The sequence below is a fragment of the Paucilactobacillus salsurae genome (assembly GCF_054784995.1).
Map to the genome: position 1 here is coordinate 13,746 of NZ_BAAHWX010000006.1, position 14,638 is coordinate 28,383.

Below are 14,638 nucleotides of genomic sequence, written 5' to 3' on the forward strand. Positions count from 1 at the left end.
TTACCTTTACTATACAAGGATCACGATAAATAACAAGTATTCATCTTGAAAACCTGAATTTACACTCGTGATTTATCTTTTTCGAGAACTGGTTTCAGATACTGGCCGGTATAACTCTCACTGACTTCAGCGATTTCTTCTGGTGTCCCAGTTGCCACAATCTGACCACCAGCAGCACCACCTTCAGGACCGAGATCAATTAACCAATCGGCTGTCTTAATGACATCCAAATTATGTTCAATCACCAAAACGGTATTGCCTGCATCTACTAGGCGTTGCAAAACGTCCAATAAGCGCTTGATATCGTCGGTATGCAATCCGGTAGTTGGTTCGTCTAAAATATAAAAACTCTTACCACTTGATTGTTTATGCAATTCTGAAGCTAACTTCATCCGTTGTGCTTCACCACCAGATAATGTGGTGGCTGGTTGGCCCATGCGTACATAACCCAAACCAACATCGACAATCGTTTGTAGTTTGCGCGTGATCTTTGGAATTGCTGCAAAAAAGTCGAGTGCTTCTTCAACGGTCATATCCAAAACATCAGCAATGTTTTTGCCTTTATATTCAACTTCGAGTGTTTCAGAATTATAGCGTTTACCATGACAAACTTCACATGGTACATAAACATCCGGAAGAAAGTTCATTTCAATTTTTAAAATTCCGTCACCGTGACATGCTTCACAGCGACCACCTTTAATGTTAAAACTAAATCTACCCTTTTGATAACCGCGCAATTTAGCTTCATTAGTTTGCGCAAACAAACCGCGAATATCATCAAATACCCCCGTATAAGTAGCTGGATTACTACGTGGAGTCCGACCAATTGGCGCTTGATCAATATCGATCACTTTTTCAATATTTTTAACACCACGAACTGTCTTGTACTTACCAGGTTTTTCAGAATTATGGTTCAACTTTTGAGCCAGCACGCGCTTCAAAATTGAGTTCACTAATGTGGATTTACCGGAACCTGACACACCGGTGACCGAGATAAATTTACCTAGTGGAAAGTCTACTGAGATATTTTTTAAATTATTCTCGGCAGCGCCTGTAATCGTAATTTTTTTACCATTACCAGCCCGACGTTCTTTTGGTACTGAAATATATTTTTTTCCAGACAAATACTGGCCCGTTAATGACTTAGTAGAACGTTCAACTTGCTTTGGTGTTCCAGCGGCCATGACATAGCCACCATTTTCGCCAGTACCAGGACCAATGTCGACAATATAATCTGCGGCGCGCATGGTATCTTCATCATGCTCAACGATAATTAATGTATTACCGAGATCGCGCATCTTCTTTAGTGATGCAATCAGGCGATCATTATCGCGTTGATGTAACCCAATAGAAGGCTCATCCAAGATGTATAACACACCCGACAAATTAGAACCAATTTGAGTCGCCAAACGAATTCGTTGTGCTTCACCACCAGAAAGCGTTCTGGCTGAGCGGCTCAAAGTTAAATAATCTAACCCAACATTTTGTAAGAACGTCAATCGATCAATGATTTCTTTGATGATTGGTTTAGCAATCGTTTCATTTTGTTCAGACAAATTTAATTTTGTAAAAAATGGAATTTCGTCACTAACGGGGCGTTCAGAAATTTGCCCAATGTGAATATCGCCAACTTTGACACTCAAAGCTTGTGGATTAAGTCGATAACCACCACATGTTTGACAGGTCAATTCAGTCATATATTTACGCATTTGATCTCTAGTGAAATCAGAATTGGTTTCCTTATACCGACGTTCAACATTGTTAATCACACCTTCAAATGGCACATCAACGTCTCGAACCCCACCAAAGTCATTTTCATAATGAAAATGAAATGGTTTTTCACCGTTGCCAAATAAGATCATCTTTTGTTGCTTAGCAGATAATTTTTCAAAAGGTGTATCCATATCAATTCCAGTTTGCTTAGCAAATTGAGCAAGCATTTCAGGATAATATTGTGAAGAAATCGGGTTCCACGGAATAATGGCCCCTTCATTTAATGTCAATGAACGATCGGGGATAACCAAATCCTGATCAACTTCAAGCTTGACACCAAGTCCCTCACAATCTGGACAAGCGCCTAGTGGTGCATTAAATGAAAATAAACGTGGTTCTAATTCACCCACAGTAAAGCCACAAATTGGACAGGCATACTGTTCTGAAAAGGCAATCTTTTCACCACCGATAACGTCAGCAGTGGCATAACCATCACTTAAACGTAACGCTGCTTCAAATGAGTCAAACAATCGTGAACGAATACCACTTTTAACAACAATCCGATCAACAACGATGTTGACTGAATGCGTTTGGTTTTTATTTAATTCGGGCACTTCATCGATGTCATAAGTCTCATCGTCGACTTCCACGCGAACAAACCCTTCGCGTTTGATCTTTTCAAAGGTCTTTTTTTGGCCGCCCTTTTTATTTCTCACGATTGGTGACATAATTTGTAATTTGGTTCGTTCTGGTAATTCCAGGACACGATCAACCATTTGTTCCGGTGATTGACTCGTAATTGGAATATGATCATTGGGACAAATTGGCGTTCCTACCCGTGCCCATAACAACCGCAAATAATCATTAATTTCAGTAACTGTTCCAACAGTTGAACGTGGGTTCTTGGAAGTTGTCTTTTGATCAATTGAAATGGCAGGCGATAATCCGTCAATTGAGTCCACATCTGGTTTATCCATTTGTCCTAAAAATTGACGGGCATATGCAGACAGGCTTTCGACATACCGCCGTTGCCCTTCCGCATATAACGTATCAAATGCGAGTGAACTTTTTCCGGAGCCAGATAAACCCGTCACAACTACTAATTTATTTTTCGGAATTGTGACATCAATATTTTTTAAATTATGTGCTCGTGCACCATGAATCACAATTTTATCATTTGCCAACTCAATATCCTCCACGTCTACTCAACTTGTGCTTTTAATTCGAGAATTGTATCTCGTAATGTTGCTGCTTGTTCAAAGTCCAGTCGTTTGGCCGCTGACTTCATTTGTTCATCTAATTGTTTCAACATTTCTTGTTGATCATCTTTAGCCATATCGGCAAAGTCTTGTTGTGTAAAATCATCCTTGCTACCAGAATCATCGGTTTCTTTCGTAACCACAATCGCATCACGGATTTCTTTTTGAATGGTATGCGGTGTAATGCCATGTTCCTTATTATAAGCATCCTGGATTTTACGACGGCGAGCCGTTTCATCCATTGCTTTTTTCATTGAATCCGTCACGGTATCGGCATACATAATAACCGCCCCATTTTCATTACGGGCAGCTCGACCAATCGTTTGAATTAATGATCGCTCATTACGTAGGAAGCCTTCCTTGTCTGCATCCAAAATGGCAACTAAAGAAACTTCAGGCACATCAATTCCTTCACGTAACAAATTAATTCCAACCAACACATCAAATTTACCCAGTCGTAAATCTCGAATAATTTGCGTTCGTTCGAGTGTTTTAATATCGCTGTGTAAATACTTAACTTTGAGACCTAAGTCTTTCAAATAATCACTTAAATCTTCTGACATCTTTTTAGTCAAAGTCGTGACAAAGACACGTTCGTTACGTTCAATGCGCTTATTGATTTCACCAACCAAATCATCAATCTGGCCCATCACAGGTCGGACTTCAACCGTTGGATCAAGTAACCCAGTTGGTCGAATAATTTGCTGAACGACTTTATCTGTTTTTTCTTCTTCATACGGTCCAGGAGTGGCTGACATATAGACCACTTGATTAATATGTTGTTCAAATTCAGCTAACTTTAATGGTCGGTTATCTAAGGCACTTGGCAAACGAAAGCCATAATCAACCAGCATTTGTTTACGTGCTCGGTCACCGTTATACATCCCCCGCACTTGCGGCATCGTTTGATGGGATTCATCAACGACTAATAAGAAATCTTTGGGGAAGAAATCTAACAATGTGTATGGCGGTTCGCCCGGTTTACGACCATCCATATGGCGTGAATAGTTTTCAATTCCTGAGGTATAACCCATTTCACGTAGCATTTCGATATCGTATTCCGTCCGTTGCTTTAGACGCTGAGCTTCAAGCAACTTACCGGCATCATTTAAAACCTTGAGGCGCTCATCCAATTCTTTGGAGATGCCATCAATCGCTTTTTCCATAGAATCATCATTTGTCATAAAGTGAGTCGCTGGGAAAATTGAAACATGATCACGATCGCCAATTACTTCACCTGTCAATGAATCAACTTCACGAATACGGTCGATTTCATCACCAAAAAACTCAATGCGCAGTGCCCGTTCATCACGAGATGCCGGAAAGACTTCCACAACATCGCCATGAACGCGGAAACGGCCACGTTGAAAATCAATATCGTTGCGTTCAAATTGAATATCGACTAATTCTCGTAATAGTTGGTTACGTTCAATTTCCATTCCCACACGGAGCGATAACGTGTGATCTTGGTATTCTTTTGGATCACCTAATCCAAAAATACTTGATACCGAAGCCACTACGATAACATCATTGCGCTCCAAAAGAGAACTCGTTGCGGAATGCCGTAATTTATCAATTTCGTCATTAATTGAGGAATCTTTTTCAATATAAGTGTCGCTTGAAGGAACATAGGCTTCGGGTTGGTAGTAATCATAGTAACTCACAAAATATTCAACGGCATTATTGGGGAAAAATTCTTTGAATTCTCCATATAATTGACCAGCCAAGGTTTTATTGTGTGACAAAATAAGCGTGGGTTTGTTCACGTTTTTGATCACATTAGAAATGGTAAACGTTTTTCCTGTTCCTGTTGCACCCAATAAAATCTGAGCTTTGTCACCATCTTCAATTCCTTGCGTTAACTCTTTAATTGCCTCAGGCTGATCACCAGTTGGTTGATACTTTGAAACCAAATCAAACGGTTTATCTGGTTGGCGATAAATCACGCTAAAGCCCCCTCCGATAGTAATTCTATCACTTCATTTTATAACGTATACATGCGTCTATCAATACTAACATACGAACATGTATTCGTCTAGCGAGCTGTTTTGGTCTAGTTCGACGCCAAAATTTCCTCAGTAATCGAGCGCAGATGGTCTTGGTCGTTAACACTATCAGCAATTAAATCTGGTAAAATCTGGGTCAAAAAATACTGGACCGACTTCATCTGTTTAAACGACACAATCGTTTGCAAACTAGCCCGATAAATTTCTGTGAACACCGTTTCAGGATTACCTTTTTGAATTTCGCCAAATGACTCATACATCAAATCAATTTTATCTGCAACAGATAAAATTTTGCCTTCTAGCGAATCATCCTTGCCCTCGTCAAAGCGCCGATGATACGCTTGCTGAAATTCAACTGGAATTTCATTTTCAATGAAGTTTTGCGTTAACGACTGATCCACATCGGCCAACATTTTTCGCAGTGCTGGGGTGGCATATTTAACAGGTGTTTTGATATCACCAATGAATCGTTCCGTGTAGTCGTGATTAAGCGCCTTTTCATAAAGAGAACGCCAATCAACCTGTTGACCAGCATTTTCTTCAATATCACCTAACATCTGAGCAGCTTGTGTCACTTTAAATGAATGTGCAGCGACCGTATGGCGTTCAAATTTGAAATAACCTGGTGCTCGGTTGAGCATTTCTAAATCACTTAAACTTTTTAAATATTGATGCATTCCCATTAGTCATTCTTCCTTTCAAAAAAAGGAATGTCCCAACACGTCGTTTGGTCACATTCCTTTTAACAATTTCAATTAACTATTCTGCCACAAACTCATTTAGTGCTTGTTCAAAAGCACTCAGTTTGTCTTCGGCACCTTTGGCACTATCAGCATTTGTACCGACATAAAATTTTAATTTTGGTTCAGTTCCCGAAGGTCGAATGGCAATCCAGGATTCATCATCTAAGATATACTTCAAAACATTCGCCGTTGGCAGGCTGATTGCTTCTTGATGACCATCTGCAAACGTTTTTTCTTGGGTAGTAAAATCTTCGGTTGCCAAAATTTGATGACCCGCGAACGCTTTTGGTGCTTCATTTCTAAATTTGTTCATGAGGGCTTTAATTTTATCAGCGCCATCAATCCCTGCATAGGTTTGTGAAATGGTCTTTTCACGGAAATATCCATATTTATTAAATAGTTCTTGCAGGCCATCATACAGTGTCTTGCCAAGGCTGCGGTAATAAGCAGCTACTTCAGCAAGTAAAACTAACGATTGAATGGCATCCTTATCATGGACAAATGGCTTAATTAAATAACCATAACTTTCTTCAAAACCAAACATATAAGTATGTTCACCAGTGGCTTCGAAGTGTTCAATTTGTTGGGCAATGTATTTGAATCCCGTTAAAACATTGATCATATCAACGTCATAACTGTTGGCAATTTTAGTTGCAAATTCAGATGACACAATTGATTTCACTGCTGCGGCATTCGTTGGTAAATCCCCAGCTTGTTTATGAGCTTCTAAAATATAATGTAACAATACTGACGCAATCTGATTACCAGTTAGCAATTGGTAGTTACCATCTGGTTGACGAACCGCCGTCCCTAACCGATCGGCATCTGGATCAACCGCAATTAATACATCCGCATCAATTTGTTGACCCAATTCAATTGCTAGTTTAAAGGCTTCAGGATCTTCTGGATTAGGTTTTGTCACAGTTGAAAATTCAGGATCAGGCTTTGCCTGACTGGGCACAATCGTATAATTGGTGAAACCCGCGTTCTTCAATGCTTTTTCGCCCAGCATTTGACCAGTACCGTGTAATGGTGTAAAGACTAATTTCATATCTTTACCCATTTCTTTAGCTAACTCAGGATTGATGGTCACAGTTTTGACGGCTGCTAAATAGTCTTGGTCCACATCATCACCGATGATTTTCATTGTCCCATCGCTAAGCAATTGTGTTTCATCAGCTACTTTAATCGCAAATAAATCGCCAGCCTGACGAACATAGCTGGTAATTAAATCGGATTCTTTTGGTGGCATTTGACCGCCATCTTCTCCATAAATTTTAAAGCCGTTATATTCCTTTGGATTATGGCTAGCAGTAATCATAATACCTGCATATGTGTGCAGATGACGCACTGCAAAAGACAATTCAGGCGTTGGGCGCAGGCTTTCAAACACAAAGCTCTTAATGCCATGTTCACCCAATACTTGTGCAGCTTCATGAGCAAAATCTTGTGAATGGTGCCGCGAATCAAAGCTAATTGCCACACCACGATTCTTTGTTTGGTCATCTAAAGTATCCATAAAACGAGCCAAGCCTTCAGTTGCTTGTCGTACCGTATAGATGTTCATTCGATTGATACCTGGTCCTAATAGGCCTCGCATTCCCGCTGTCCCGAATGACAATGGTGCGTAAAAGGCATCTTCTAGTTGTTTATCATCATTTTTGATTTGATCTAGTTCTTGTTTTAAGTTCTTTTCTAATGTTGGTTCTTGTAACCAAGTTTGATAAGTCTCTTTCCAACACACTGGTCGCATCTCCTATTTCGTATTAATTTCAATTTTCAGTATACCGCATTCTAAAATGGTTTTGAAAAAAAATAAAAAATGAAGATGCTTTTATGCATCTTCATTTCAATTTACTTCTGTACAAACTCTTTACCCATCCACTTAACTGTCAATTTTTTGATTGTGCCATTATCTTGTAATTTTTTCAATTCTTTATTAAATTGTTTGGTGTTTTTTGAATTTTTTGGTAATGCAATAGCAAATTGACTCGAAACTTTATTTTCAGTAGACAAAATAGAATAGCCAAGTTTACTATTTTCTTTTGATTTTAGTGCTGCTTGAGAAGCATCCATAATGACAGCCTTAACATTTCCGTTGTTAAGTTCTTGTAATGCAGCTGGACTACTATCTAATGAAGTCGTTTTTGCTCCGTCAGCTTTAGCAAGGTCATCATATTCAGTACCAAATACTGCAGCAACTTTGACGCCCTTCAAGCTATCATTTGTTTTAAAAGCAGTTTTCTTTTTATATAGTGCAGCCGTTTTGGCCGTGAAATATGCATCGGTAAAATCGACAGATTTTTTCCGTTCGGCAGTTGGTGAAATTCCAGAAATTACCATGTCAGCACGTCCACTCTGCAACGCGCCCACTAAACCTTTAAACTCCATATTCTTGATTTTATACTTAAAGCCTAAATCTTTAGACATTTGTTTTAGTAAATCCATATCAAATCCAACATATTCAGTTTTACCCGTATTTTTATTGATTTTCGTAGATTCAAAAGGGGCAAAAGTAGCATTAATCGCCACTGTATAAGTTTTTCCAGATAATGGTTTAGATGAATCACTACTGGTAGACGTTTTTTTTGAACCACAACCGGCCACAACTAAGATCAAAGTTAACAGACTTGCTAATATAAAAGCTAATTTTTGTTTTTTCATTTTTCCACCTCTAATTTAAATTGATCCACCTTGCCAGTACCGTGTTTTTCTTACTGGCTGTGGATAACTTGTTTTACTTTGCGATATTTTTTGTTTAACAACTAGTTCCAACGTATTGACTAACGAAAAACCTGGATTAACTACTGGAACATCAATTTCATTCATAATTTTTTCTGCGTATTGATTGTAGGCAAGACAAGCGATCACAATCACATCAGCACCATCATTCACACATTGTTTGGCAACATCTACAAATTTTTGCGTTATTTTTTTTGTATCATTGCTTTCTAAATCTAGTCCTCTGATTGAAGAAATACGATTTAAATCAATACCATTTCTTCTTAAAAATAAATATTTCTCTTTAATCAAAGAACTACTAGTTATAATTAAAGAAATTTTTTCACCTAGCAATGTACTAACACTCATAGACGTCATGCCTGCTCCGATTACTGGTATTGGAAGTAATTCTCGCAATGCATCGACTCCAGGATCACTGAAACAATAAATACCGATACCATCAAATCCGTTTTTATAAGCCTGTATCCCGATTTGAACGATTTCTGGTGTCGCTAACGCTGCATCTGTCATGGAATCAATATAAATATTATTATTTTGAGTAGAATCCATCCACAGCGTTGTGTTAGCATCAGTAACCTTTTGCAAGTAATTCTGTCGCTTTTCAAGATCTGATCGTATTAATCCACAATCTGGATTAATAATTTCCAATTTCATCATTGAACACCCTCACTTGCTGCTGTTTGTTGAGCAATCTGACCACAAGTTGCTAACCAAATATCAGAATTTTGTTTTAAATAAATTAATAATTTTTTAAACAGTTGCAAACGTCCAAGCGTTGAACTTGCTTGTGAATTCAACTGAAAAACACTACATCCGTGAAGTTGTCGATACCCGTCAATTTCAAATTTCCAATTATTTAACACATCATCATAATTTGAAATACGGCACTGGCCAGCAGGTTCAACGGGTTCAAAATTAGCAATAAAATATGGCAAATCGTTTAATGCCCATGATGACGGAATTTCTAGAAGAGTCTGTTGGTCACCAATTTTATTTTGAAACGGTTTAATATCGCTAAAAAGATTGCTCGAATACCGATATCCGGCTTTTTTTGCAAGTTGTAATGTTTGCGTGGTCAGTTCCCCTTCAGGTGCACGAAAACCATAAATTGAGTGTCCAACAATATTTTCAATACTTTTCTTACTGTTAATAATTAATTTTTCTTGTTGCTGAGTATTCAAAAGTGCATAATTTTCATTTTGGTCACCGAAACTAGCCAGTTCGTGTCCAGCATTATCAATTTGTTTAATTAAGTCAGGATAATGTCTGGCAATGGTGCCAGAAACAAAGAACGTGGCTTTAACAGCTTGCTGTTCAAGAACTGCAAGCATGCGTGGCAAACCATTTTCAATACTGTTTTGCCCCATAACTTTTAATGCTTTAAGTTGACTATCGGATTTATCAGGATAAAGTCCCATCCAACGATACTGTCCATCTAAGTTGATGGTCACTGAACTAGCACTTTGATAAGACTGAGGCCAAATACTTTTATCCTTCATCAGCTTGCCCTCTTTCATTTAAAAATTTTGCCGCCAATACATTGCTACTTCTTTACAAGGCGCCAACCATAAATCATCAAAACTTTGTAAATATTCAATCATTTTAGCAAGAATTATTGATTTACCTGGCGTACCTGAAACTTGAGGATGAAAGGCAGTAATACAATGAGCCTGAAATTCGTGAGCACCGTCTATTTCTGCTTTGTAATTCGTCAAAACATCTTCATACGGGGCAATTCGATCAAGACTTTCCGGCTGTGGTGGAAAGTAATTGTAGGATAATTGATAGTAATCATCAAATTCGATTCTGGCTGGCAATTCAATTAGAGACGTTGTTTTTTCATTAACTTTTTTATAATAAGGTCTTTCTGCGCCTTTTTCTGAAATTAAATATAGATTATTTGAATTTTCACTTAATTTTTCAACTACCTCGGGTAATAGTGAACCAGTAGGTCGAAAGCCCGTTGCTGGATGACCAATAACGTCCTCAAAAATTTGTTGGCACTGATTTATATACTTCAGTTGCTCTCTTGCTGTTTCACCATAGTCATACTCATGTGCATACCCATGATGTGCAATTTCATGCCCTTTTGATTGAATCAACTTAATTAGTTGAGAATTTTGTTTCATAATAATTGCTGGTACGAAAAAAGTGGCAGTTACATGATAACGATCCAAAATATCCAAAATATTTTGGACACCACATTCGACACCATAGTCACCCAAACTCAGTGAACGAATGTAGTTATCGCCATTTTGATAATCGTTTGCTCGTAACTTCCAGATGGTCCAAGAATCAACATCAAAACACAACGAAAAAGCAAATTTTTTGCCATCTGGCCACACTTTTTTTGTTTTTTGAGTTTGAAAGTTCAATCAAATCACTCCTTTTATAGCATTTTTTCTAGAAACTCCTTACATCTTGCAGTTTGTGGATGATTAAAAAATTCATCTGGAGCTCCTTGTTCAGCAATGACACCTTCATCAACAAAGCACACTTTGTCAGCTGCTTCTTTAGCAAATGCCATTTCATGTGTGACGATCACCATTGTGATTCCTGTTTTGACCAATCCTTTAATGACATTGAGTACTTCTTTGACCATTTCTGGATCCAATGCACTCGTTGGTTCATCAAACAACAACATTTTTGGTTGCATTGCTAAAGCACGAGCAATGGCCACTCTTTGCTTTTGGCCACCCGATAACTTATTTGGATAAACCTGTGCTTTTTCTACTAGACCAACTTCTTTTAACAAATTCATTGACCGTGTTTCTATTTCTTTCTTGCTTCCCTGCTTATGCTTCAATGGAGCATACATCATGTTTTCTAAAACCGTCATGTGTGGGAACAAATTGAAGTGTTGAAACACCATTCCAACTTCTGCACGTATATTCTGAATATTTGTTGATTTAGCTAGAATATCTTGACCCATAATTTCAATCGATCCAGAACTCGGTTTTTCTAGCAAGTTGATACATCTGAGTAGTGTTGACTTACCGGAACCAGATGGGCCAATAATTGCCACCACTTGTCCTTTATTAACTGTTAAATCAACACCCTTTAAAACTTTCAGTTGACCGAAATTCTTTTTTAAATTCTTAATTTCAAGCACTCTTTTTCATCCCCTTTTCCAACTGTTTAGCAAATGATGTTAGTATCATAACCAAAATATAGTACACAATTGCAACCAAAATAAATGGTTCAAATGCTAAATAGGTTGCATTCATTGCAGTTTGAGAGGCTCTCATAAGATCAAGCATTCCAATGGTGGCAACCAAGGATGAATCTTTCAACAATGCAATTGCCTCATTGACAAGTGCCGGTAGTACACTTCTCAACGCCTGTGGAATAACAATATCGAACATTGTCGCACGCGAGCTGACACCAAGGGCTAATGAAGCTTCTGTCTGCCCTTTATTAACTGATTCAATTCCACCTCTTAATATTTCAGAAACATAAGCGCCCGAATTCAGTGAATAAGTGATCACAGCAGCGCTAAATGCCGGAATATCATAATGAAACAATTGAGGCGTGGCGAAATATACCAAAAATAGTTGTACCATCAAAGGAGTTCCACGAAAAATTGACGTGTAAACTTGTGCGATTGGTTTCAATATTTTAATTTTTGAAACTTTCGCCATTGCAAGCAGCACACCTAATACTGTTCCACCAATTAGTGAAATTGCAGTAATTTTAAGCGTATTGAGTAATCCATTTAAAAAAACGTTTTTGTACGGAAAAATTCTGCCAAATTGCAAATGCATATTACCGACATTCAATGCACTCATTAATTGGTTATGACTCGAAATCACATCTGCATGCGCAACTTGAGGGACCATCAAAAATAAAGTCGCTAATAATAGAATTTTGATTATTTTTTTGACCAATACTATCTCTCCTTAGATGAATTTATGTATATACTTGATCGTAAATTGATTAAAAATTCAATTTTCTTTATGTAACTACGTCAAAGGCAAAACATTATAATGAATAATAATTCTATTATCACGTATAGTCAAGTATAAAAATAGAATTATTAACATTTTTTTGTAATTTACTATCCAAATTATTGGACCCTATTTTTTTAAGTGTTTTAAATATTCATACTTTTGATGTTTAAATACAAAAAAGAGCAACGAACTTTTATTCGTTGCTCTTTCTAATTATATTTTAAAACTATACTTTCTGTGCTTTTAAAGATTCAATGTAATTGAAGACACCTTGGCCGGCAATTCCACCGTCACCAATCGCAGTGGTAATTTGGCGCAACTTCTTGTCGCGCACATCGCCAATGGCATAAATACCAGGGACACTGGTTTCCATTTGGTCGTTTGTTTCTACCCAACCATTTTCGTCTAAAATTCCTAGATCGGTAAATGATTCAGTCATTGGTAGAACACCCACGTAAATGAAAACACCACTGGCATCAATCACAGATTCTTCACCAGTTTGATTATTTTTAACCTTTACACCAGAGACTTTTTGCTCATCACCCAGCACTTCTTCTACATTCGTGTTCCAAACAAAATCCATTTTTTCGTTTGCAAAAGCACGTTCTTGAATAATCTTTTGTGCACGCAGTTGATCACGACGATGGATAACAGTAACTTTGTCAGCTAATTGCGTTAAGTAAATACCTTCTTCAATCGCTGAGTCACCACCACCGACAACAACGACGTGTTTATTTTTAAAGAATGCACCATCACAGACCGCACAGTATGAAACACCACGGCCAGAAAAGTCTTCTTCACCAGGGACGCCTAACTTCTTATATTCTGAGCCAGTGGCAATCACAATTGCTTTTGCTTCATAAGTATCCATATCAGTTGTAATAGTTTTAGTGGCACCATTTACTTCAATTTTTTCAACGGTTCCATAAGTATATTCGGCCCCAAATTGAGTCGAACTTTCATACATTTCTTTTGACAGGTCTGGTCCTAGAACAGACTTGAACCCAGGATAATTTTCAATTTCAGCAGTATTATTCATCTGACCACCATAAATACCGCGATCAAGCATTAATACTGATAAGTTTGCTCGAGATGCATAGAGCGCAGCGGTCATGCCGCCAGGTCCTGCACCAATTACTACAACGTCGTAACTTTTTGCCATTTTTATCCGTCCCCTCATCTTGAATAATGAATATAAGATACACTGGATTGATTCATTTGTCCATTTTTTAGCTTATCATTTGTAAGTAATTTGTTCTAAAAAAGCGCCTGCGCAAAAGCTCAGTCGCTGATTTAAATTATTTTTTTGATTTGGCATCTTCAGCAGATAATTTAGCGCCCATCTTTTTGATGTAATCACGTAATTCATCTTTAACTTGGGGATGCTTCAAACCATATTCAATATTGGTTTGAATCCAACCAAATTTATTACCAACATCATAACGTTCACCCTTAAATTCATGGGCAAATACACGTTGTGTCTTATTTAAGGTATCAATGGCGTCTGTCAGTTGAACTTCGCCACCCTTACCTGGAGCAGTTTCTTCTAACACCTTAAAAATTTCTGGTGTTAACAAGTAACGACCAATAATGGCCAAGTCACTTGGTGCTTTATCAGGTTCTGGTTTTTCAACAAAATTAGATACGTTGTATAATCCTGGTTTAACTTCCTTGTTTGGATTAATCACACCGTATTTTGCAGTGTCCTCGTGAGGCACCTTCATCACAGCTAAAGTTGAAGCACCTGTTTCTTCGAAACTATCCATGAGTTGACGCGTCAATGGTACTTTATCATCCATTAAATCATCACCGAGCATCACGACAAATGGTTCATCGCCAACGAAAGCTTTAGCGGTCATCACGGCATCCCCTAAACCACGAGGATGTGATTGACGGATAAAGTAAAGGTTGATATCAGTTGTTTCTTGAACCAATTTCAACATTTCATCTTTATGTTTTTCAATTAAATTATTTTCTAGTTCTGGGTTTGAATCAAAATGATCTTCAATTGAGCGTTTGCTCTTACCGTCAACCACCACAATATCTTCAATACCAGATTTACGAGCTTCTTCTACGATAAATTGAATCGTAGGTTTATCAACAATTGGTAACATTTCTTTTGCTAATGCTTTGGTAGCTGGCAAGAATCTTGTTCCCAATCCAGCGGCAGGAATAACTGCCTTTCTTACTTTTTTCATTTTAACTAGGTAGTCCTTTCATGTTCT

The 14,638-nt window shown here is 37.8% G+C and carries 12 protein-coding genes; all 12 read right to left on the minus strand.

Going from position 1 to position 14,638, the window contains the following annotated elements; translation table 11 throughout:
• Positions 1–59 precede the first annotated feature (59 nt).
• Positions 60–2,897: an excinuclease ABC subunit UvrA gene (gene uvrA, locus ACYVQZ_RS06445; protein ID WP_461240586.1), complete on the minus strand. Its 2,838-nt coding sequence runs from the start codon at positions 2,895–2,897 to the stop codon at positions 60–62.
• Between the two features lie 17 nt (positions 2,898–2,914).
• The gene (uvrB, locus tag ACYVQZ_RS06450) at positions 2,915–4,918 is read right to left on the minus strand and encodes an excinuclease ABC subunit UvrB (RefSeq protein ID WP_461240587.1); all 2,004 of its coding nucleotides are present in this window, start codon (positions 4,916–4,918) and stop codon (positions 2,915–2,917) included.
• A gap of 107 nt (positions 4,919–5,025) precedes the next feature.
• Complete coding sequence (locus ACYVQZ_RS06455; protein WP_461240588.1) at positions 5,026–5,661, minus strand: YfbR-like 5'-deoxynucleotidase; 636 nt, start codon at positions 5,659–5,661, stop codon at positions 5,026–5,028.
• 76 nt (positions 5,662–5,737) lie between these two features.
• Complete coding sequence (locus tag ACYVQZ_RS06460) at positions 5,738–7,465, minus strand: phospho-sugar mutase (protein WP_461240589.1); 1,728 nt, start codon at positions 7,463–7,465, stop codon at positions 5,738–5,740.
• A 110-nt stretch (positions 7,466–7,575) separates the two neighbouring features.
• Positions 7,576–8,385 carry a transporter substrate-binding domain-containing protein gene (locus tag ACYVQZ_RS06465; RefSeq protein ID WP_461240590.1) on the minus strand — a complete coding sequence of 270 codons (810 nt, stop codon included), beginning with the start codon at positions 8,383–8,385 and terminating at the stop codon, positions 7,576–7,578.
• Positions 8,386–8,400: 15 nt separating this feature from the next.
• Positions 8,401–9,120 (minus strand): aspartate/glutamate racemase family protein, encoded by a 720-nt coding sequence (locus ACYVQZ_RS06470; protein ID WP_461240591.1) that lies wholly within the window; start codon positions 9,118–9,120, stop codon positions 8,401–8,403.
• A complete protein-coding gene (locus tag ACYVQZ_RS06475) occupies positions 9,117–9,962 on the minus strand; it encodes a polysaccharide deacetylase family protein (protein ID WP_461240592.1) in 846 nt (281 codons plus the stop codon). The genes ACYVQZ_RS06470 and ACYVQZ_RS06475 overlap by 4 nt, the downstream gene beginning before the upstream one ends.
• 18 nt (positions 9,963–9,980) lie before the next feature.
• Entirely contained in the window at positions 9,981–10,838 is an 858-nt protein-coding gene (locus ACYVQZ_RS06480; RefSeq protein ID WP_461240593.1) for a polysaccharide deacetylase family protein, read from the minus strand.
• Between the two features lie 14 nt (positions 10,839–10,852).
• Complete coding sequence (locus tag ACYVQZ_RS06485; protein WP_461240594.1) at positions 10,853–11,575, minus strand: amino acid ABC transporter ATP-binding protein; 723 nt, start codon at positions 11,573–11,575, stop codon at positions 10,853–10,855.
• Entirely contained in the window at positions 11,568–12,350 is a 783-nt protein-coding gene (locus ACYVQZ_RS06490) for an amino acid ABC transporter permease (RefSeq protein WP_461240595.1), read from the minus strand. Before ACYVQZ_RS06490 ends, ACYVQZ_RS06485 begins: the two co-directional genes overlap by 8 nt.
• Positions 12,351–12,639: 289 nt before the next feature.
• Positions 12,640–13,575, minus strand: a complete 936-nt coding sequence (gene trxB / locus ACYVQZ_RS06495; protein ID WP_461240596.1) for a thioredoxin-disulfide reductase — start codon at positions 13,573–13,575, stop codon at positions 12,640–12,642.
• A gap of 136 nt (positions 13,576–13,711) precedes the next feature.
• Positions 13,712–14,611, minus strand: a complete 900-nt coding sequence (galU, locus tag ACYVQZ_RS06500) for a UTP--glucose-1-phosphate uridylyltransferase GalU (RefSeq protein WP_461240597.1) — start codon at positions 14,609–14,611, stop codon at positions 13,712–13,714.
• Between the last annotated feature and the right edge of the window lie 27 nt (positions 14,612–14,638).

Excerpts from the sequence above, each read along its gene's own strand:
- ACYVQZ_RS06455 (WP_461240588.1), bottom strand. The coding sequence starts at position 5,661 with ATGGGAATGCATCAATATTTAAAAAGTTTAAGTGATTTAGAAATGCTC.
- ACYVQZ_RS06465 (WP_461240590.1), bottom strand. The coding sequence starts at position 8,385 with ATGAAAAAACAAAAATTAGCTTTTATATTAGCAAGTCTGTTAACTTTG.
- ACYVQZ_RS06470 (WP_461240591.1), bottom strand. The coding sequence starts at position 9,120 with ATGATGAAATTGGAAATTATTAATCCAGATTGTGGATTAATACGATCA.
- ACYVQZ_RS06475 (WP_461240592.1), bottom strand. The coding sequence starts at position 9,962 with ATGAAGGATAAAAGTATTTGGCCTCAGTCTTATCAAAGTGCTAGTTCA.
- trxB (WP_461240596.1), bottom strand. The coding sequence starts at position 13,575 with ATGGCAAAAAGTTACGACGTTGTAGTAATTGGTGCAGGACCTGGCGGC.
- galU (WP_461240597.1), bottom strand. The coding sequence starts at position 14,611 with ATGAAAAAAGTAAGAAAGGCAGTTATTCCTGCCGCTGGATTGGGAACA.